This window comes from Bacillus sp. 0209A (assembly GCF_036765095.1).
Taxonomy (GTDB): Bacteria; Bacillota; Bacilli; order Bacillales; family Bacillaceae; genus Bacillus; species Bacillus subtilis_G.
In genome coordinates, this window is record NZ_JBAIZV010000004.1 from 284,505 (window position 1) to 302,920 (window position 18,416).

Consider the following 18,416-nt stretch of genomic DNA (forward strand, 5'->3'; position numbering starts at 1 on the left):
TGTCGGCTCCCCGCTCTTTTATATTTTAACGCATTATCGATGGAAAGAGTACAGTTTTTTTCATGACGTCGAAGATTCCTCTAGGCGTAATGCGTATATACGGAAGGTGCGTACTTTGCAAAAAGAGCAGCGTATAGACGGGATCACAAAACTCGTAACCTCTTTCAGTCAAAAGATCTTTCAGCTTTTGTTCCTTCTCCAGCACGTCTTCATACGCTTCCGAAGAGGCGCAGCCGCACAGCGCAAGCGGAATTTCATGCAGAATGTTCCCGTTTTCCGCAAGAACGATTCCTCCTCCGATCTCTTTCATGCGGGCGAAAGCGAGCAGCATATCCGCTTTATTTTTTCCGATCGCGACAATATCACCTGTCGTCGTAAAGGAGCTCACAAATCCCTGCACGCTTGAGGCAAAGCCTTTTATCATCGTATTGACACGCCATTTCCCATGTCTGTCAAGCATCGTCAAATAACTTTCATCATGGTCAAACGAGAGCTGTTCCATCGAATTGTCGATCTCAATCATATACGGCTCCATAATGACCGCATTCCGCATTTTCACGCCCATCGGCATGGAAAACTGTAAATCATCCATCGTCATATCATATGAAAGCTCAAGCGGGACAAGACCGCCTTTGCTCCAGCCCGTCTTTGTAAACGCCTTCAAATCACAGCCATCTTCACGAAGGATGGCCCCTTTTGAGAGAACGGTCACGGGATTGGGATTTAACGGATCTTCTAGTACGTTCAACGATGCCAGCCTTCCCGGTCCGACAACTCCTAAATAATCATCCATTTGATAATACTTTGCAATATTAAATGATGCCATATTGTAGGCGTCGATTGCCGGGACTCCTTCTTCTAACGCGATGCGGATCAGCTCGTTTGTCATGCCGCCTTTATAAAAATTAGGCGTCGCGCCGTCTGTCGTGTAAAAGAAATGGTCATAATAGCGGAAACCCTTCTCATGCAGCTCCCGCAAGATTTTTCTTACATCAGGGCGAATGGAAGAGTTCCGAAGGGAAACATAATAGCCCAGTTCCAGCCTTCTCATCACTTCATCACCTGTCATCGCTTCATGATCACAATCCGCTCCGAACAGCTTCATTTTTGTAAGCGTTTTATTTGAAGCGCCGGGAAAATGCCCTTCAATGCGTTTTCTCTGCTTCTTTGTAGCTTGCATGCAGTGAAGCATTAAATCATCACCATCTACCAAACGCGGCCATCCGGTCATTTCTCCGCCTTGAATCACATCCGGATGTTCAATCCACTGCTTTCTGACATCAAACGGAAGAACGTGGTCCTCGTTCAGAACTTCGGTTTGGAGGTCATAACGTGACCACCAAAAATATTGAACAGGCTGCTTTTTGAGTTCATTTAAAATGGTAAGCGCTTTCTTTTTTCCGCTTTGTAAAAGCAAAAATAAGTTATCATTCACAAATGTCGTTGTTCCGTATTGAGACACATATTCCGCCAGCGTTTGGGGATTATATATTTGAAAAGGATGTGCGTGCGGTTCGATGTACCCTGGCACAATGTATTTTCCTTCACAATCAATTGTATGAATTTCTTCGGCTCTATTCGGAAGTTCATGGCCCACATAAACAATGCGGTCCTGATAAATCCAAATGTTTTTTTTCAGCCATTGTTTTACATATGGATTTAAGACGAGAGCATTCCGTAAAAGGAGCGTTGGAAGCAGCTTTGAGTCTACAACATCAACCTGTGCCCTGATGTCTTTGTTTTTCCAGTTAAAGGTGCGTTCGGACATTCACATACTCTCCTTTACATGTATTAGACTCATGTTATCACATCCTTCCTCATCACGCATGATAAAAACGTTACAAATTTTTGAAGGTTCAATTAAAAAACTTTTTTAATTAAAAAGGAGCGGATTTCCATGAAGCCAAACATCAGTCTCATCAATGCCGTCTTCAGAATCGCCTGCGGACTGACGATTATGTCAGCCGCCAGCGCAAAGTTTACGAAAAAGCCTTGGTGCAGAATGCACCTCTTTTACATCTTTATGGGGGCCATGAAAGCAGGATCGGGAATCCTGCGCTTCTGCCCTGTGACCTACATGCTTCAAAACAGCGCTTCCGGTCATAACGAACAAGAGCATCAAGACAGATGAACAAAAAAAGCTTGATCACGAAACGTGATCAGGCTTTTTCTCATGACATTTCTTTGTCTTCATATAGAGATACCCTGCGGCTGCCAGTGCTGCTGGATAAAGGACTGCCCAGCCGCTGAATGAGTAAATCACTGCGCACGCCGCAAAAGCCCCTAACGCCATCCACCAGCCTGAATCTCTCCAGCTCAACAGTTTTAGCGCTGCCGCCATTGTACATATGTATGATGCGATGAATGCCGCACTCGGCCCTTTTAACAGTGTTGTTAAATCGGTTTTAAAAAGGCCATATGCCGCAAGCACGAAGCCAAACACTGCGGCCAGCGCTGTTAATACACGGATAGGCGTAAGTTTTGTCTCACTGAGTTTCCCGAAATATACGGGAATGTGCCCCTCTCTCGCCAATGCGTACACCATTCTGGAAAAACCCGCAATATTAGCATGAATGGTGGCGAATGTGATAAACAGTGCTAAACACACCGTTACATATACTCCGCCTTCACCGACTCCTTTTGATATGAGCATGGCAAGTGATGCGATTTCTCCATTCACTCCGTATGAATGAGTACCTATCGTCACAAACGACAGCATGATATACAGCCCTGCCACACAAGTTGCTGCTAAAAACAAGCTGAGCGGGACATCTTTTTCAGGATGTGTAAACTCTTCAGCCAATGGTGTAATCATTTCCCAGCCTACAAAAGAGAAAAAAATCATTACAGAAACAGATCCTGCGGCAGACCAGCCATGCGGAAGAAACGGCTTGAATTCTGCTGCTTTGACGTGAGGAAATGACACGGCAATCGAAGTGACAAGCAGAATTACGATGACACAAATAACGAGTGTACTGATATTAGCGGATAGTTGAATGCCTTTTATATGAAGCAAAATGGAGACACCCAACATACAACCTGCAATCAATGTAATCTGCCAATCCGAAGCATCTGTGACGTAACTGACGTAATGCGCGCCAGTCAAAGCGATGACAGGAACACCGATTGGAACGGACCCTAACATGATCCAGCCCAAAACCGCTCCGGCTTTTTTCTGAAAAGCCAACTGCACATAAGCCGTGATTCCTCCGGCGCTGGGCGCTATTTTCACAAGCCGGGCCAGCGTGCCGACAAGAAGAAATGATAAGAAAGACATGAACACCCAAACAAATAAAGAAGCAGGACCGGCTGCGTCAGCTGTGACAGACGGCAGAATTAATATCCCGCAGCCTAAAACGGCCCCAATCGTTAATGCCGTCCCTTGTATCCAAGTGATCGAACGCTGCAATTCTGGCAACATGATGCCTCCTCTCCCGTTGATGGCTTTATTATAGGAAAAATAAGACGGCATCCATATGCTACAATTAAGTTAAATCGACAGCATCACCTTATGATAAAAGGAATTTTCACGAATTCTCTTAAACATGTAAAGGAGCCAGACAAATGGACGAAACAGACCTTCACATCCTCTCGCATTTGCAGCGAAATGGCAGATTAACGATGGTTGAGCTGGGAAAGCTTGTTGGACTCAGCTCTCCAAGCGCGGCGGAACGTGTCAGGAAGCTGGAAGACAAAGGAGTGATTACCGGCTACAGCGCGAATATCTGTTATGAAAAACTAAACAAGCATGTTACCGCTTTTATCCTGATGGAACCGAAAAGCTGCAAACACTACGCCGCCTTTGCCACAGCGCATCCGGATGTGACAGAAAACCACCGCATTACAGGCATGTACAGTTATGTGACAAAAGTGGTGACAGAATCGGTACATACGCTTGAAGATTTTATTGACGCCTCGATGGTCCACGGAAAACCAACCACGCTGGTTGTGCTTTCTTCTTCCGCACACCACCCCGCTTTTGCATAACAAAAAACCCGCAGTTCAACCTCTGCGGGTTTTCTTCACTTTATTTTTGGGCAGCCTTTAAAGCGCGTGCCCCAATGTCTTTTCTGAAAAAGAGTCCCGGCTTGATGATCTCATCAACGGCTTTGTACACTCGGTCTCTCGCCGCTTCAAATGTTTCATCAAAAGCCGTCACATTGGCGACGCGGCCTCCGTTTGTGACGAACTCTCCGCCTTCTGCTTTCGTTCCGGCATGAAAGACCACAACCTGATCAGTTTCCGCTGCAAGGTTGCCAATCGGCGTGCCCTTTGCATAGCTTTCCGGGTACCCTTCTGAAGCAAGCACCACACTCACTGCCGCGGTATCCTTCCATTTCAAGTCGACTTCTTTATCTTCTAAAAGATCAAGAAGCACCTGTACCAGATCAGATTCCATGCGCGGAAGCACGACCTGTGTTTCCGGGTCGCCAAAACGGGCATTAAATTCGATGACCTTTGAGCCGTTTTCAGTGAGCATCAATCCCGCGTACAAAACGCCAGTGAAGGAACGGCCTTCTTGTACCATTGCTTTTGCAGTCGGCTTGACGATCGTTTCCACCGCATGGCGGACGGTTTCTTCTGAAATTTGCGGAACTGGAGAGTAAGCGCCCATTCCGCCCGTATTCGGGCCTTTGTCTCCATCAAACGCCCGCTTGTGATCTTGGGCAATCACCATTGGATACACCTTTTCTCCTTTGACGAATGCCATCAGAGAAAATTCTTCGCCGGAAAGAAATTCTTCAATGACAACAGACGCGCTCGCATCACCGAATTTTTCATCCTCAAGAAAATCATGCAGACATGCAATCGCTTCTTCCTCTGTCATAGCAACGGTTACGCCTTTTCCAGCCGCAAGTCCATCTGCTTTTATGACAATCGGAGCGCCTTTTTCCTGCACATATGCCTTTGCCTCTTCAAAGGATGTGAACGTGTCATATTCTGCAGTCGGAATATCGTATTTCTTCATTAAATCCTTAGCGAACTGTTTGCTGCCTTCGATGATCGCAGCGGCTTTTGACGGGCCGAACACACGCAGACCGGCCTTTTCGAATTCATCCACCAGACCTTCAATTAAAGGAACCTCGGGGCCAACAATGGTCAGGCCGACCTGATTTTCTTTTGCAAACGAGACAAGCCCGGCGTGATCGCTTTCCTCAATGTTTACAAGCTGTGCGGAATCAGCCATACCGTCATTTCCTGGAGCTGCAAATACGTTCTCTACGAGACTGCTTTGCGCCGCCTTCCATGCCATCGTATGTTCTCTTCCGCCTTTACCGATAATGAATACATTCACGTCGTTTTCATCCCCTTAATGTTTGAAGTGTCTAATGCCAGTGAATACCATGGCAATGCCGTACTCATCTGCTTTTTTGATGGAATCCTCATCACGGATCGATCCGCCTGGCTGAATGATGGCCGTAACGCCCGCTTTTGCCGCTTCTTCGACAGTATCCGGCATTGGGAAATATGCATCAGAACCGAGCGCGCTGCCTTTCGCTTTTTCACCTGCTTGCTCAATGGCGATTTTTGCTGATCCGACACGGTTCATTTGGCCTGCTCCCACGCCGACTGTCATGTTGTCCTTCGCGAGAACGATCGCATTTGATTTCACATGCTTCACGACTTTCCAAGCAAGCTTCAAGTCTTCCCACTCTTGCTCGTTCGGCTCTCTTTTTGTCGGAACGCTGATCTCAGCATCATCAAAGCCGTGCATATCCAAATCTTGAATCAGCAGTCCGCCTTGAACAGATGTCAGCTGTTTTTCCTTTTGAGCAGCAGCTGTCATATCAAGTGTCAGCAGACGAAGATTTTTCTTCGCAGTCAGGATGTCAAGCGCTTCTTGGCTGAATGAAGGCGCAATGATGATTTCTAAGAAAATGTTGTGAAGCGCTTCGGCAGTTGCCTTGTCCACTTCGCGGTTCAGGGCGATAATGCCGCCGAAGATCGAAGTTTTATCCGCTTCAAACGCTCTGTCAAACGCTTCTGCGATCGTTTTTCCAGTTCCTACGCCGCACGGATTCATATGCTTGACGGCAACCGCAGCCGGCTCAGTGAATTCGCGAACGATTTGAACTGCCGCGTCCGCGTCTTTAATGTTGTTGTAAGAAAGCTCTTTTCCGTGAAGCTGTTCTGCTTGCGCAATGGAGCCTTTGACAGGAAGAGCTGTTTGATAGAATGTCGCTTCCTGATGCGGGTTTTCTCCGTAGCGAAGTGATTGTTTTTTCTCAAATGTCACAGTGAATTGCTCTGGTTCTTTTTCACCGACAACATCTGTCAGATAGTCAGCGATCAGTGCATCATACGCCGCAGTATGACGGAATACTTTTGCCGCCAGCTCGCGTTTTTTCTGAAGTGATACGCCGCCTTCTTCTTTGATTTGATTCAGCACTGGGCTGTAATCCGTCGGATCGACGATAACCGTTACATCCTGATGGTTTTTTGATGCCGCACGCAGCATGCCCGGGCCGCCGATGTCGATATTTTCGATCGCTTCTTCATATGTGACATCTGCTTTAGAAATCGTTTCTTTAAATGGATAGAGGTTGACGACAACGAGGTCAATCGGCTGAATCCCATGTTCATTGATCTGCGCCATATGCTCTTCATTGCCGCGAACCGCCAGAAGGCCGCCATGAATATTCGGATGAAGTGTTTTAAGCCGTCCGTCCATAATTTCAGGAAAGCCTGTCACTTCAGAAATTCCGATGACATTCACACCGTTTTCTTGAAGAAGCCTTTTCGTTCCGCCTGTTGAAATGACTTCAACGCCAAGCTCTGTCAGTTCTTTTACGAAAGGAACGAGATTTGTTTTATCTGAAACACTGATTAATGCACGTTTAATGGTCATGCCTTTTCACCTCTGTTATTTAATTCTAATAGCTGTTTAATCACAATGGGATACCATTTATGCTCAAGTTTGTGAATCCGCTGTTCGATTGTTTCCAATGTATCATGTTCGTTAATTTCGATTGCCTTTTGAGCGATGATCGGGCCTGTATCCATTCCTTCATCGACATAATGCACGGTGATTCCGGCAACCTTCACACCCGCGCGGTACGCCTGCCCGACTGCGTCGATTCCGGGGAACGCCGGAAGAAGCGACGGGTGAATGTTAATGATTTTTCCTCCGTAAGCCTGAAGCAGCGTGTCACCGATCAGCCTCATATAGCCGGCGAGAACGATCAATTCAACGTTATGAAGGTGAAGCTGTTCAATAATGGCCCGTTCAAATGCGGCCTTGTTTTCATAAGACTTCGGTTCAAATGCAAAGGATGGAATATGGAACGTTTCCGCCCGTTCGATGACTTTCGCCTGCGGTTTGTCGCAAACGAGAAGCGATACGGACGCATCCCAGTTCTCCTCTTTCAAACAAGTGACGATGGCTTCGAAGTTTGAACCGTTTCCGGATGCAAATACCGCAATTTTTTTCATGAAAGTGCCGCACCGCCGAATGTGACGCCTTCGCCTTGTTTCACACGCCCGATCAAATAGGCTTTTTCGCCATGGCTTTCAAGCGTTTCGATCACATCTGTCAGATGCTCTTCTTTGACTGCCAAAACAAAGCCGATGCCCATATTAAAGACGTTGAACATGTCTTCTTCCTTCAGCTTGCCGTACTCTTGCAGGAAAGAGAAAATCGGCGGGATCGGCCATGAGCCGTGATCGATTTCCGCGCTTAAGCCTTCTGGAAGCATGCGCGGGATATTTTCGATGAATCCTCCGCCTGTCACGTGCGCCATGCCGTCGACTTTTCCACTCTTCACCGCGGCGAGCACAGGCTTCACGTAAATTCTTGTCGGTTCAAGCAGCTCCTCGCCAAGTCGGCGGTCAAACGGTTCGTATGTTTTATCAAGATCCAGCTCCGCATCATCTAGAAGCACTTTTCTGACAAGGGAAAATCCGTTGCTGTGAAGGCCGCTGGAGCTGAGGCCGATCAATAGATGGCCCTCCTCGATGTTTTCACCAGTCACGATTTCGTCCTTTTCAACCACTCCGACTGAGAAACCGGCAATATCGTATTCATCAGCTGTATATAGTCCCGGCATTTCAGCTGTTTCGCCGCCGACTAAGGCTGAACCTGACTGCTCACAGCCGTCCGCCACACCTTGTACGATTTGCTCAATTTTCACAGGATCCGCTTTGCCGACCGCTAAATAATCAAGGAAAAATAGCGGCTCTGCACCTTGTGCCAGCACGTCATTGACACACATCGCAACAGCGTCCACGCCAATCGTGTCATGCTTATCCATAGAAAAAGCGAGCTTTAATTTTGTGCCGACACCATCTGTTCCCGAAATTAAAACCGGTTTTTGATAAGAAAGCTCAGACAGGTCAAACATGCCGCCAAAACCGCCAAGGCTGCCCATAACGCCAAGCCGTTTTGTACGCTCCACATGTTTTTTCATTCGTTTTACAGCTTCATATCCGGCTTCGATGTCAACCCCTGCGTTTTTATATGCTTCAGACATCCTATTCACTCCTTTAGGCGCTTTTTCAAAATATCTCCCCCGAACGAGGGCAGAAAGAGAAGGCAGCCGAACTGCGCTGCCTTTATGTCATTTTCAAGGTTTATTTGGTTAATACCGCTTCTTTTACATGAGGAAGCACTGTATCCTGGTAAATTTCAGTCGGATATTTTCCTGTAAAGCAAGCGAGACACTGTCCGCAATTAGAGTCATCGTATTTTCTGCCGATGCCTTTCAGCAGCCCTTCCACACTCAAAAATGAGAGAGTGTCGGCTCCGATTTCCTGACGGATTTCTTCAACTGAATGGGAAGACGCGATCAGTTCTTCGTGAGTGGAAGTATCAATGCCGTAAAAGCACGGATGAGCGATCGGCGGTGAACTGATTTTCACATGCACTTCTGTCGCACCCGCTTCTCTGAGCATCGTGACAATCCGGCGGCTTGTTGTTCCGCGCACGATCGAGTCATCTACCATAACGACTCGTTTGCCTTCCACAACCCCGCGCACAGCAGAAAGCTTCATTCTGACGCCTTGCTCACGAAGAGCCTGAGACGGCTGAATAAACGTTCTGCCGACATAACGGTTTTTGATTAAGCCGAGCTCGTACGGGATGCCTGTTGCTTCTGCATAGCCGATCGCCGCTGAAATACTGGAATCCGGAACCCCTGTTACGACATCGGCTTCAACTGCGGATTCCTGAGCAAGCATTTTCCCAAGGTTTTTACGCGCACTGTGCACGTTAATCCCTTCAATATTGCTGTCCGGCCTTGAGAAATAAATGTACTCCATGCTGCAAATGGAACGGTTGATATTCATGGAAAAACGCTCTGATTTCATGCCTTCATCATTGATGATCAGCATTTCGCCCGGTTCTACCTCACGAAGGTACGTCGCGCCGACCACATCAAATGCGCACGTTTCTGATGCGACCACATAAGCGTCGCCCATCATGCCGATTGACAGCGGTCTGAGCCCGTTCGGGTCGAGCGCGACGATCATTTCTGTTTCGGTCATGATCAGGAATGCGTAGGCCCCTTTCAGCATGGAAAGCGAGTTTTTCATTTGATCCTTCAGCGTGAAGTGACCGCTTCTTTTGATCAGGTGAGCCAAAACCTCTGTGTCCGAAGAGGTCTGAAAGATACTCCCTTGATTTTCGAGCTGCTGCTTCAGCTGAGTGGCATTGACTAGGTTTCCGTTATGGGCAAGCGCCAGGCTGCCGTTGTTTTGGGAACGGAAGAGGAGCGGCTGAACATTTTCGTATCCGCCGCCTCCAGCCGTTGCGTACCGAACGTGCCCGATTGCGCCTTTTCCTTTTACTTTGCTGAGCTCGCCATTTTGAAATACTTCCGTGATCAGCCCTTGGCCTTTGTGCGCCGTCAGTTTTTCACCGTCTGTCGCCACAATGCCAGCGCCCTCCTGTCCTCGGTGCTGGAGGCTGTGGAGACCGTAATACGTGATTTGCGGAGCTTCTTCATGTCCCCAAATCCCAAATACGCCGCACTCTTCATTTAAGCCTTTGATTTCAGCAAGCATGGGATAGCTCCTTTCCATGCGCGTTCAAGATCATTCGTTTGCGCATGAATCAATTGTTGTCCGTCTTGGTTTTGAATCGCCAGAAGTCCGTCCGCTGTTACCTCACCGATATGAACGGCATCTTTTACAGTCGCTTCAAACGCTGCTTGATGTTCTTTTTTCACAGAAACGACAAAGCGGGATTGAGATTCAGAGAATAATAACGCCGCTTCCCCTTCTACAGTCACGTTCGCGCCAAGGTTTTCCGTCGTCATGACACTTTCTGCAATCGCTACGCCTAAGCCGCCTTCAGACACATCATGCGCGGATTGAACAAAGCCTTTTTTAATCGCGTCAAGCAATGCTTTTTGGCGTGACAGCTCTACATCAAGATCGATTTGCGGCGCTTTTCCGTAAATGCTGCCTTCTGTCATTTTTTGCAGCTCGCTTCCCGCAAACTCAGGTTTTGTTTCACCGATCACGTAGACGAGATCACCCGCTTGTTTGAAATGCTGTGTTGTAATGTGGGCTGTATCTTCAATTAAGCCGACCATGCCGATAACAGGTGTCGGGTAAATCGCCGTGCCGTTTGATTCGTTGTAAAGCGATACGTTTCCGCCGATAACCGGTGTGCTGAGAACATTGCACGCCTCGCTGATGCCGTCAGCCGCTTTTTCGATCTGCCAGAAGATTTCCGGTTTCTCCGGGTTTCCGAAGTTAAGGTTATCTGTGACCGCAAGCGGCTCTGCGCCCGAGCAAATGATGTTGCGCGCCGCTTCAGCGACAGCAATTTTTCCGCCGACTTCAGGATCAAGATAGAGATAACGCGCGTTACAGTCTGTCGTCATCGCCAGCGCCTTTTTCGTTCCGCGGATTCTGAGAACACCTGCGTCAGATCCAGGAGCGACAACTGTGTTCGTCCGCACCATGTAGTCATATTGATCGTAAACCCACTCTTTGCTTGCGATCGTCGGCTGCTGCAGGAGTGCCTTCAGTGTTTCATTCGCATTTTCAATTTGCGGAGCCGGAACATCCGTCTCTAAAAACTCGCGGTAGTAAGCAGGCTCTTGAGAAGGCTTATGGTAAACCGGCGCTTCTTCTGCCAAGGCATCAACGGGCAGCTCGCACACAATCTCACCTTTGTGTGTGAGGCGAAGCATCTTATCATCTGTTACACGTCCGACAGAAACCGCTTCAAGATCGTACTTGTCAAAAATATCGATGATCTCCTGCTCACGTCCGCGCTCGATGACCAAAAGCATCCGCTCCTGTGATTCAGAAAGCATCATTTCATATGCAGTCATACCTGTTTCACGCTGAGGAATCAGGTCAAGATTCATCTCAATGCCAGAGCCGGCTTTACTTGCCATTTCCGCGCTTGAGCTTGTTAAACCGGCAGCTCCCATATCCTGAATGCCGACTAACGCATCACATTGGATGACTTCCAGACATGCTTCAAGCAAAAGCTTTTCCATAAACGGATCGCCGACTTGAACGGCAGAGCGCTTGTCTTCAGACGAATCAGACATTTCTTCCGAAGCAAACGTAGCGCCGTGGATTCCGTCACGCCCTGTTTTCGCTCCTACGTACATCACTGTGTTGCCGACACCCTTCGCCTGGCCTTTTTTAATGTCTTCATGATTAATTAAACCGACGCACATTGCGTTAACGAGCGGATTTCCTTCATAGCTGCTGTCAAACTGCACTTCTCCGCCGACTGTCGGGATGCCGATACAGTTGCCGTATCCCGCGATACCCGCTACTACTTCTTCAAACAAGTACTTCACACGCGGTGAAGTCAGTTCACCAAATCGAAGAGAGTTCAATACAGCGATTGGACGGGCACCCATTGAGAATACGTCACGGATAATACCGCCTACGCCAGTCGCAGCACCTTGATAAGGCTCGAGAGCTGATGGGTGGTTATGTGATTCAATTTTGAACACAACCGCTTGGTTGTCACCGATATCAACGATTCCGGCGCCTTCCCCCGGACCTTGCAGCACACGCTCGCCGCTTGTCGGGAATTTACGCAGAATCGGCTTAGAGTTTTTGTAGCTGCAATGCTCTGACCACATGACAGAAAAAATTCCGATTTCTGTGTAGTTCGGCAATCTGCCAAGAATGGATTCAATCAATGCAAACTCATCATCACTGACACCCATTTGCTGATACATTTTCTCTTCTTTTATTTGTTCTTTACTTGGTTCAAGCAGTAGTGACATGAGTTTCCCTCCAATTTTTCACGATAGACTGAAATAATTTAAGACCGTCGGCGCTTCCAAGCAGTTCATCGACCGCGCGCTCAGGGTGAGGCATCATGCCTAATACGTTGCCTTTCTCATTCACGACACCGGCAATGCCGCTGACACTTCCGTTAATATCGGAGCCGTATGTGAAAGCAATTTGGTTGTTTTCTTTCAATGAAGCAAGTGTGTCGTCATCACAGTAGAAGTTCCCTTCACCATGGGCAACCGGAATTGTAATCGATTGGCCCTTTTCGTAGGAAGATGTGAATAATGTTTCGTCGTTCTGAACAATTAATTCAGCAGGCCGGCAAATGAACTTCAAATCTTTGTTGCGTCTCATTGCGCCTGGCAGAAGGCCAAGCTCTTGTAAAATTTGAAATCCGTTGCAGACGCCGAGAACTGGTTTTCCTTCAGCCGCCGCCTGTTTGACAGCTGGCATAATATTCGCAAATCGGGCAATAGCCCCGCATCTCAAATAATCGCCGTAAGAAAATCCTCCCGGAATTAATACGCCATCGAAGCCGTCAAGGCTTGTTTCCTCATGCCAGACGTATTCCGCTTCATGGCCGAGCTCATCCTTTACAGCATGATACATATCGATATCACAGTTGGATCCAGGTAACACAATCACCGCAAATTTCACTGTGCGACTACCTCCTCAACTTCGTATCTGTAATCTTCAATCACTGTATTCGCAAGAAGTTTTTCGCACATTTCTTTCACTAGCATGTCAAGATCACGGTCAGATTTTTCGATCGTAAGCTCCATATATTTACCGATGCGCACATCTTGAACTTCGTTGTAAGTCATACTGTGCAAGGCATGCTGGACAGCGCTCCCTTGTGGATCTAGTACACTTTCTTTTAAGCTGACATAAACTTTTACTTTATACATGATGAATGCCTCCCAGTCTTTTGAAAATCTCTTCATATGCGTCGGTTAAGCTTCCAAGATTGCGTCTGAATAAATCTTTGTCCAGCTTTTCGTTCGTGTTTTTATCCCACAAGCGGCATGTGTCCGGTGAAATTTCATCGGCCAAAAGCACTTGTCCGTCTGGATCTAAACCGAATTCAAGCTTAAAATCTATTAATCTGACGTGACAATCGGCAAAAATGGTTTGAAGCTCTTCATTTACTGTTTTTGTAATGGACTTAATGTTTTCTACCTGCTCAGGAGTTGCCGCTTTCAAGAGCCAAATATGATCTTCCGTGATGAGCGGATCACCCAGCGCGTCATCCTTGTAGTAAAACTCGATAATCGGCTGTTCAAGCTTGGTGCCTTCTGGAATGCCGAGACGCTTGGACATGCTTCCTGCCACAACATTTCTGACGACGACTTCAAGCGGCACAATCGTTACCTTTTTGATGAGCTGCTCCGTTTCCGATATGCGCTCGATAAAGTGGTTGTTAATGCCTTTAGCGTGAAGATGTTTGAAAATCAGGCTTGAAATCTCGTTATTTAAGCGCCCTTTGCCGCTGATTTCTGCTTTTTTCTCGCCGTTAAAAGCAGTGGCGGAGTCTTTATACACGACATACAACGTGTTTTCGTCATCGGTTTTGTAGATCTTTTTTGCTTTTCCTTCGTATAAAAGTTCATTCTTTACAATATTCACGGAAGGCCTCCTAATCCGAATCTTGGGAATTTTCAAACCACGGCGGCGTAGAAGAAGCCGCCTAAAAGCTTCTTCTATGCTAAACCTAAACGTTCAAAGATCAGATCAACATTTTTCAGATGGTAGTTGTAATCAAAACAGTCAGCAATTTTTTCCGGAGAAAGACGGGACGTGATTTTCTCTTCCGCTTCCACAAGCTCACGGAACGGCACTTGTTTTTCCCAGGCTTCCATTGCTTTCGGCTGTACTGTATCATAGGCTTCTTCACGAGTCAGGCCTGTGTCGATCAAAGCAAGCAGCACACGCTGAGAGTAAATAAGGCCGAGTGTGCGGTCCATGTTGCGCTTCATGTTTTCCGGGAAGACCGTTAAGTTTTTCACGATGTTGGAGAAGCGGTTCAGCATGTAGTTCAGCGCGATTGTCGCATCCGGGAGAATAATCCGTTCTGCTGAAGAATGAGAAATATCGCGCTCATGCCATAATGGAACATTTTCGTAAGCCGTCATCATGTAGCCGCGGATGACGCGCGCAATACCTGTCATGTTTTCAGAGCCGATCGGATTGCGTTTGTGCGGCATTGCAGATGAACCCTTTTGCCCTTTCGCGAAAAATTCCTCAACTTCGCGTGTTTCACTCTTTTGCAGACCGCGAATTTCCACTGCGAACTTCTCGATGCTTGTCGCGATCAAAGCAAGTGTCGCCATATAGTCAGCATGGCGGTCGCGCTGAAGGGTTTGGGTTGAAATCGGTGCTGCTTTCAATCCGAGCTTCTCACAGACATATTGCTCAACAAATGGGTCAATGTTCGCATATGTGCCGACAGCGCCGGAAATCTTCCCAACCTCGATGCCTTCTTTCGCTTGTTTGAAACGCTCAAGGTTACGTTTCATTTCCTCATGCCAAAGCGCAAGTTTTAAGCCGAATGTTGTAGGCTCAGCGTGTACGCCGTGTGTGCGCCCCATCATGACTGTGTATTTATGTTCTTTCGCTTTTTCTTTTATAATGTCAACAAATCTCTCAAGGTCCTTGAGCAGAATATCGTTTGCCTGTTTTAATAAGTAAGAAAGAGCGGTATCCACAACGTCAGTTGACGTTAAGCCGTAGTGCACCCATTTTCTTTCTTCGCCCAGTGATTCGGAAACGGCGCGTGTAAAAGCGACAACGTCATGGCGGGTATCCTGTTCGATTTCTAAAATGCGGTTGATGTCAAATGACGCGTTCTCGCGCATGACCTTTACGTCTTCTTTCGGAATGACGCCAAGCTCCGCCCACGCTTCACAGGCAAGAATCTCAACCTCCAGCCATGCTTGAAATCTGTTTTCATCCGTCCAAATTGCGGACATTTCAGGTCTTGAATAACGTTCGATCATTCTGCTTGTCCTCCGTCTCTATTCATCCATTTATTTGTGATCTCCTGAATCCATTGGTCTTCAGGCTGCTTCATAAATGTAATATGCCCCATTTTGCGGCCTTTTTTGATTTCATGTTTTCCGTATATATAGAGCTTTGCTTCTTTTATAAGCTCCGGCTCTTCCTCAACAAGCTTCACTTCATCGCCGAGTAGATTCACCATCATGCCCGGCTTCAGCAAATCTGTTTTACCGAGCGGAAGGCCGCATACCGCTCTGATATGCTGTTCAAACTGACTGGTTTCGCAAAGGTCCAGCGTATAATGCCCTGAATTATGCGGTCTTGGCGCCAGTTCATTGACCAAAAGCTCGCCGTCTTCTGTCAGGAACATTTCAACAGCGAGGGGCCCGACAAGGTGAAGCTCATCTGCAAGCTTAACGGCCAAATCAGCAGCCTTCCTCTGGATCGCTTTTTCCACCCGTGCAGGCACGATGCTTTGGAAGAGGATATTGTTGTGGTGAATGTTTTCTGCTGCCGGAAATGTTGAAATTTCGCCGTTTACCGATCTGACGACGATGACCGACATTTCCATTTTAAAAGAAACCCAGCTTTCGAGAATGCAAGTACCGTGTTCTAATAGAGCGGCAGCCTGCTCAATTTGCGCCTCTTCCTTGATCACAAATTGGCCTTTGCCATCGTATCCGCCGCGGCATGTTTTCAGCACCGCGGGAAGTCCAAGCTCCTGTACCGCCTGTTTCAATCCATCTTTTGTTTTGACGATGCTGTACGGAGCAACTTCACAGCCCGCGGCTTGAATGGCTTTTTTCTCTGTTTCACGATTTTGGGTAATGAGCAGCAGTTCACTTCCTTGCGGGAGATAGGCATGATCTTTTAGCCAATGCAGCGCATCATAATCGATGTTTTCAAACTCATACGTGATGATGTCGCTGATTTCAGCCAATTTTCGAATCGCTTCACGATCATTGTAATGAGCGGTAATTTCAATATCCGCAACCTGCCCGCATGGCGAATCTTTAACCGGATCCACGACCGCGACTTTATACCCCATTTGTTTGGCGGACACAGCCATCATTTTTCCAAGCTGGCCGCCGCCGATAATGCCGATCACTGCTCCTGGATAGATGATTTGTTTAGACAAGCTGATCACTGCTTTCTAACACTGTCTGTTTAGTATTTTCTCTTCTCTCATCCAGCTTACGGGCAAGATCCTCGTCAAAAGCTGACAAAATTTGCGCCGCTAACAGCCCTGCGTTCACAGCGCCTGCTTTGCCGATGGCTGTTGTCGCAACAGGCACGCCTCCGGGCATTTGGACGATGGAAAGCAGAGAATCCATTCCGTTCAGCGCCTTGGACTGAACCGGAACTCCGATGACCGGCAGTGTTGTTTTCGCCGCCGTCATCCCTGGCAGATGCGCCGCTCCTCCGGCACCGGCGATAATCACCTTGATGCCTCTTTCTCTCGCGGTTTCAGCGTATTCAAACATGAAATCAGGCGTCCGGTGAGCGGAAACGACCTTCTTTTCGTACGGAACATTAAGTTCGTCAAGTATGTCGCATGCGTTTTTCATTGTCTCCCAATCGGAAGTGCTTCCCATGATGATTCCTACTAGCGGCTGCATTCTGTTCCCACCTTCTCATGCTTTTGTTTTCAGAAAATAAAAAATACCCGCTCTGCATTGCACTTATGAGGAAGCAATACAAACCGGGCATGGTACATGTATCGTCAGTCGTTCGCTTCTGCGATATATCCATGTCAGTTTTATCGATCACTTTCCTGCATAGTCCGGCAATTTACGGTTGCCGGGTAGAAACTTATGGGCCATATTCCCAAGATTATATGAGGTCGTGTTTTGATTTCATGTTTATCTTAACAACGGATATGGATAATGTCAACGACATTATCGAACGATACAAAAATTCATTCTGCTAATGTTCGTGTTTTAGATCAATTTCCCTTCAAATACGATTTTTTTCCCGCATGGAACGATCTGAATTGACCCGTTTTCCTTTTTCTCCATAAAAACAGGCTCCTCCATTCGCCGTACAGGCAAATACCCTTCTTCTTTCATTTGCTGAAGCACAGCATCAATCGTTTGCTGCTCTGTCACTTCAAACTTTTTCTTCTTCGGCTTTGCCATTATTCTTTAATTCTCCTCTTCTTCACCGCTTTGACCCAGAAGCCGCCGTGGATTGTTTTTGGTTCATACGCAATAATAAAGGCTTTTGAATCAATTGTCTTAATCGTATCATACAGCTGGAGTTCATATTTTCTCGGTGTCAGAATCTGAAGGGCTGTGCGGTCGCCTTCAAGCCCGCCGACCACCCAGTTTGTCACACCGTAGCCTTTTTCACGGAGCTGCCTCGGAAGATCAACATCAAGCTCCTTCGTAATCACATTGACCATCATATAGCCAAGCGCCAATTTTTCTTCTATTTTCATGCCGACAATGACGCCAAGACCGTAACCGAGCGCGTACGCAATCACATTTTGAATCTGGTCTAAGTTATCGAGCACCAGGCTCAATCCTGTCACATAAACCAGTATCTCAATCGTACTGATGCCGGCCGCTAAATAACGCTGGCCTTTCAGCGTTAAAATCATTCTTATCGTAAAAAATGACACATAGACAATATTAATAATGAGAATTATGAGAACCATGGCTATTCCATTTGATAAGATGGTTTGCATCATTTCATTTCATCCCCCTACTCTTCATCTTGCATAAAGCAATCATATTCTACTAGAGAAACGCGTCGTTTACAATCAACTGAGGCCGTAAGCCTAAGGAAAATATTTCGACACGCTTTTTCAGATTGAACAGTAGTAGTTTACCCTCTTTCTTACCTTTTCAACATCAAAACAAAAAAGCCCGCTTTTCAGCAGACTCACCTTTTCTCATATATTGTCAGATCTCTTTTTTCATTTTCAGAAGGGATTTGTATTCTTTCTCAAGCTCACTCAGCGTATAATCAGCAAGCTGTTCCCCTCTTCCCTGATAAAATTCCGAGAGCAGTAATTTGGTTTTTAAAAATTGCTTCTTTTGATTAATCGCTCGGCGAAGTACTTCAGCCATGTCCATCATCCTCCAAAATATAAAGGTTTGTACGCTGGACGTTTACAGCATTTTCCTCATCATACACGGATTAATCCTACAAATCAACTATGTTTTTTAGATATATTTGTAAAAATTGTGACATCAAAA

The 18,416-nt window shown here is 46.9% G+C and carries 19 protein-coding genes and 1 riboswitch; of the genes, 2 read left to right on the forward strand and 17 right to left on the reverse strand.

The window, feature by feature from the left end; genetic code table 11:
• Positions 1–25: 25 nt before the first annotated feature.
• Positions 26–1,768 (reverse strand): adenine deaminase, encoded by a 1,743-nt coding sequence (locus tag V6D44_RS16485; RefSeq protein ID WP_253268876.1) that lies wholly within the window; start codon positions 1,766–1,768, stop codon positions 26–28.
• Between the two features lie 129 nt (positions 1,769–1,897).
• Between V6D44_RS16485 and V6D44_RS16490 the strand changes: the two genes are divergently transcribed.
• Positions 1,898–2,131, forward strand: coding sequence for a YgaP family membrane protein (locus V6D44_RS16490; RefSeq protein WP_087991352.1), 234 nt, complete (start codon positions 1,898–1,900; stop codon positions 2,129–2,131).
• A 15-nt stretch (positions 2,132–2,146) separates the two neighbouring features.
• Here the strand turns inward: V6D44_RS16490 and V6D44_RS16495 are convergent, their stop codons facing one another.
• The gene (locus V6D44_RS16495) at positions 2,147–3,421 is read right to left on the reverse strand and encodes an APC family permease (protein ID WP_202328342.1); all 1,275 of its coding nucleotides are present in this window, start codon (positions 3,419–3,421) and stop codon (positions 2,147–2,149) included.
• Between the two features lie 143 nt (positions 3,422–3,564).
• Between V6D44_RS16495 and V6D44_RS16500 the strand changes: the two genes are divergently transcribed.
• The gene (locus V6D44_RS16500; RefSeq protein WP_087991350.1) at positions 3,565–3,987 is read left to right on the forward strand and encodes an Lrp/AsnC family transcriptional regulator; all 423 of its coding nucleotides are present in this window, start codon (positions 3,565–3,567) and stop codon (positions 3,985–3,987) included.
• A gap of 40 nt (positions 3,988–4,027) precedes the next feature.
• Here the strand turns inward: V6D44_RS16500 and purD are convergent, their stop codons facing one another.
• From purD to V6D44_RS16575, 15 genes are all read right to left on the reverse strand, one after another.
• Positions 4,028–5,296 (reverse strand): phosphoribosylamine--glycine ligase, encoded by a 1,269-nt coding sequence (purD, locus tag V6D44_RS16505; protein ID WP_202328343.1) that lies wholly within the window; start codon positions 5,294–5,296, stop codon positions 4,028–4,030.
• A 15-nt stretch (positions 5,297–5,311) separates the two neighbouring features.
• A complete protein-coding gene (purH, locus tag V6D44_RS16510) occupies positions 5,312–6,850 on the reverse strand; it encodes a bifunctional phosphoribosylaminoimidazolecarboxamide formyltransferase/IMP cyclohydrolase (protein ID WP_087991348.1) in 1,539 nt (512 codons plus the stop codon).
• Positions 6,847–7,434 (reverse strand): phosphoribosylglycinamide formyltransferase, encoded by a 588-nt coding sequence (purN, locus tag V6D44_RS16515; RefSeq protein ID WP_202328344.1) that lies wholly within the window; start codon positions 7,432–7,434, stop codon positions 6,847–6,849. The genes purH and purN overlap by 4 nt, the downstream gene beginning before the upstream one ends.
• Positions 7,431–8,471, reverse strand: coding sequence for a phosphoribosylformylglycinamidine cyclo-ligase (gene purM / locus V6D44_RS16520; protein WP_087991346.1), 1,041 nt, complete (start codon positions 8,469–8,471; stop codon positions 7,431–7,433). Before purM ends, purN begins: the two co-directional genes overlap by 4 nt.
• Before the next feature lie 100 nt (positions 8,472–8,571).
• Complete coding sequence (purF, locus tag V6D44_RS16525) at positions 8,572–10,002, reverse strand: amidophosphoribosyltransferase (protein ID WP_087991345.1); 1,431 nt, start codon at positions 10,000–10,002, stop codon at positions 8,572–8,574.
• A complete protein-coding gene (purL, locus tag V6D44_RS16530) occupies positions 9,978–12,206 on the reverse strand; it encodes a phosphoribosylformylglycinamidine synthase subunit PurL (RefSeq protein ID WP_087991344.1) in 2,229 nt (742 codons plus the stop codon). Before purL ends, purF begins: the two co-directional genes overlap by 25 nt.
• Positions 12,190–12,873, reverse strand: coding sequence for a phosphoribosylformylglycinamidine synthase subunit PurQ (purQ, locus tag V6D44_RS16535; RefSeq protein ID WP_087991343.1), 684 nt, complete (start codon positions 12,871–12,873; stop codon positions 12,190–12,192). Before purQ ends, purL begins: the two co-directional genes overlap by 17 nt.
• Positions 12,870–13,124 (reverse strand): phosphoribosylformylglycinamidine synthase subunit PurS, encoded by a 255-nt coding sequence (gene purS / locus V6D44_RS16540; RefSeq protein ID WP_087991342.1) that lies wholly within the window; start codon positions 13,122–13,124, stop codon positions 12,870–12,872. Before purS ends, purQ begins: the two co-directional genes overlap by 4 nt.
• Positions 13,117–13,842: a phosphoribosylaminoimidazolesuccinocarboxamide synthase gene (purC, locus tag V6D44_RS16545; RefSeq protein WP_087991341.1), complete on the reverse strand. Its 726-nt coding sequence runs from the start codon at positions 13,840–13,842 to the stop codon at positions 13,117–13,119. The genes purS and purC overlap by 8 nt, the downstream gene beginning before the upstream one ends.
• 74 nt (positions 13,843–13,916) lie before the next feature.
• Positions 13,917–15,212, reverse strand: coding sequence for an adenylosuccinate lyase (purB, locus tag V6D44_RS16550; RefSeq protein ID WP_024715850.1), 1,296 nt, complete (start codon positions 15,210–15,212; stop codon positions 13,917–13,919).
• A complete protein-coding gene (gene purK / locus V6D44_RS16555) occupies positions 15,209–16,351 on the reverse strand; it encodes a 5-(carboxyamino)imidazole ribonucleotide synthase (RefSeq protein ID WP_202328346.1) in 1,143 nt (380 codons plus the stop codon). The genes purB and purK overlap by 4 nt, the downstream gene beginning before the upstream one ends.
• A complete protein-coding gene (purE, locus tag V6D44_RS16560) occupies positions 16,344–16,832 on the reverse strand; it encodes a 5-(carboxyamino)imidazole ribonucleotide mutase (protein WP_040083964.1) in 489 nt (162 codons plus the stop codon). The genes purK and purE overlap by 8 nt, the downstream gene beginning before the upstream one ends.
• A gap of 140 nt (positions 16,833–16,972) precedes the next feature.
• Positions 16,973–17,074: riboswitch (purine riboswitch) on the reverse strand.
• 79 nt (positions 17,075–17,153) lie between these two features.
• A complete protein-coding gene (locus V6D44_RS16565) occupies positions 17,154–17,351 on the reverse strand; it encodes an NETI motif-containing protein (RefSeq protein WP_148963482.1) in 198 nt (65 codons plus the stop codon).
• A complete protein-coding gene (locus V6D44_RS16570) occupies positions 17,351–17,905 on the reverse strand; it encodes a DUF2179 domain-containing protein (RefSeq protein WP_087991338.1) in 555 nt (184 codons plus the stop codon). The genes V6D44_RS16565 and V6D44_RS16570 overlap by 1 nt, the downstream gene beginning before the upstream one ends.
• Before the next feature lie 214 nt (positions 17,906–18,119).
• Entirely contained in the window at positions 18,120–18,287 is a 168-nt protein-coding gene (locus V6D44_RS16575; RefSeq protein WP_052245624.1) for a Fur-regulated basic protein FbpA, read from the reverse strand.
• Between the last annotated feature and the right edge of the window lie 129 nt (positions 18,288–18,416).

Coding starts and splice junctions, on each gene's coding strand:
- purB (WP_024715850.1), bottom strand. CDS start 15,212: ATGATCGAACGTTATTCAAGACCTGAAATGTCCGCAATTTGGACGGAT.
- V6D44_RS16500 (WP_087991350.1), top strand. CDS start 3,565: ATGGACGAAACAGACCTTCACATCCTCTCGCATTTGCAGCGAAATGGC.
- V6D44_RS16485 (WP_253268876.1), bottom strand. CDS start 1,768: ATGTCCGAACGCACCTTTAACTGGAAAAACAAAGACATCAGGGCACAG.
- purL (WP_087991344.1), bottom strand. CDS start 12,206: ATGTCACTACTGCTTGAACCAAGTAAAGAACAAATAAAAGAAGAGAAA.
- V6D44_RS16575 (WP_052245624.1), bottom strand. CDS start 18,287: ATGGCTGAAGTACTTCGCCGAGCGATTAATCAAAAGAAGCAATTTTTA.
- purE (WP_040083964.1), bottom strand. CDS start 16,832: ATGCAGCCGCTAGTAGGAATCATCATGGGAAGCACTTCCGATTGGGAG.
- V6D44_RS16565 (WP_148963482.1), bottom strand. CDS start 17,351: ATGGCAAAGCCGAAGAAGAAAAAGTTTGAAGTGACAGAGCAGCAAACG.
- purS (WP_087991342.1), bottom strand. CDS start 13,124: ATGTATAAAGTAAAAGTTTATGTCAGCTTAAAAGAAAGTGTACTAGAT.
- V6D44_RS16570 (WP_087991338.1), bottom strand. CDS start 17,905: ATGATGCAAACCATCTTATCAAATGGAATAGCCATGGTTCTCATAATT.
- purN (WP_202328344.1), bottom strand. CDS start 7,434: ATGAAAAAAATTGCGGTATTTGCATCCGGAAACGGTTCAAACTTCGAA.
- V6D44_RS16490 (WP_087991352.1), top strand. CDS start 1,898: ATGAAGCCAAACATCAGTCTCATCAATGCCGTCTTCAGAATCGCCTGC.
- purF (WP_087991345.1), bottom strand. CDS start 10,002: ATGCTTGCTGAAATCAAAGGCTTAAATGAAGAGTGCGGCGTATTTGGG.
- V6D44_RS16495 (WP_202328342.1), bottom strand. CDS start 3,421: ATGTTGCCAGAATTGCAGCGTTCGATCACTTGGATACAAGGGACGGCA.
- purH (WP_087991348.1), bottom strand. CDS start 6,850: ATGACCATTAAACGTGCATTAATCAGTGTTTCAGATAAAACAAATCTC.
- purM (WP_087991346.1), bottom strand. CDS start 8,471: ATGTCTGAAGCATATAAAAACGCAGGGGTTGACATCGAAGCCGGATAT.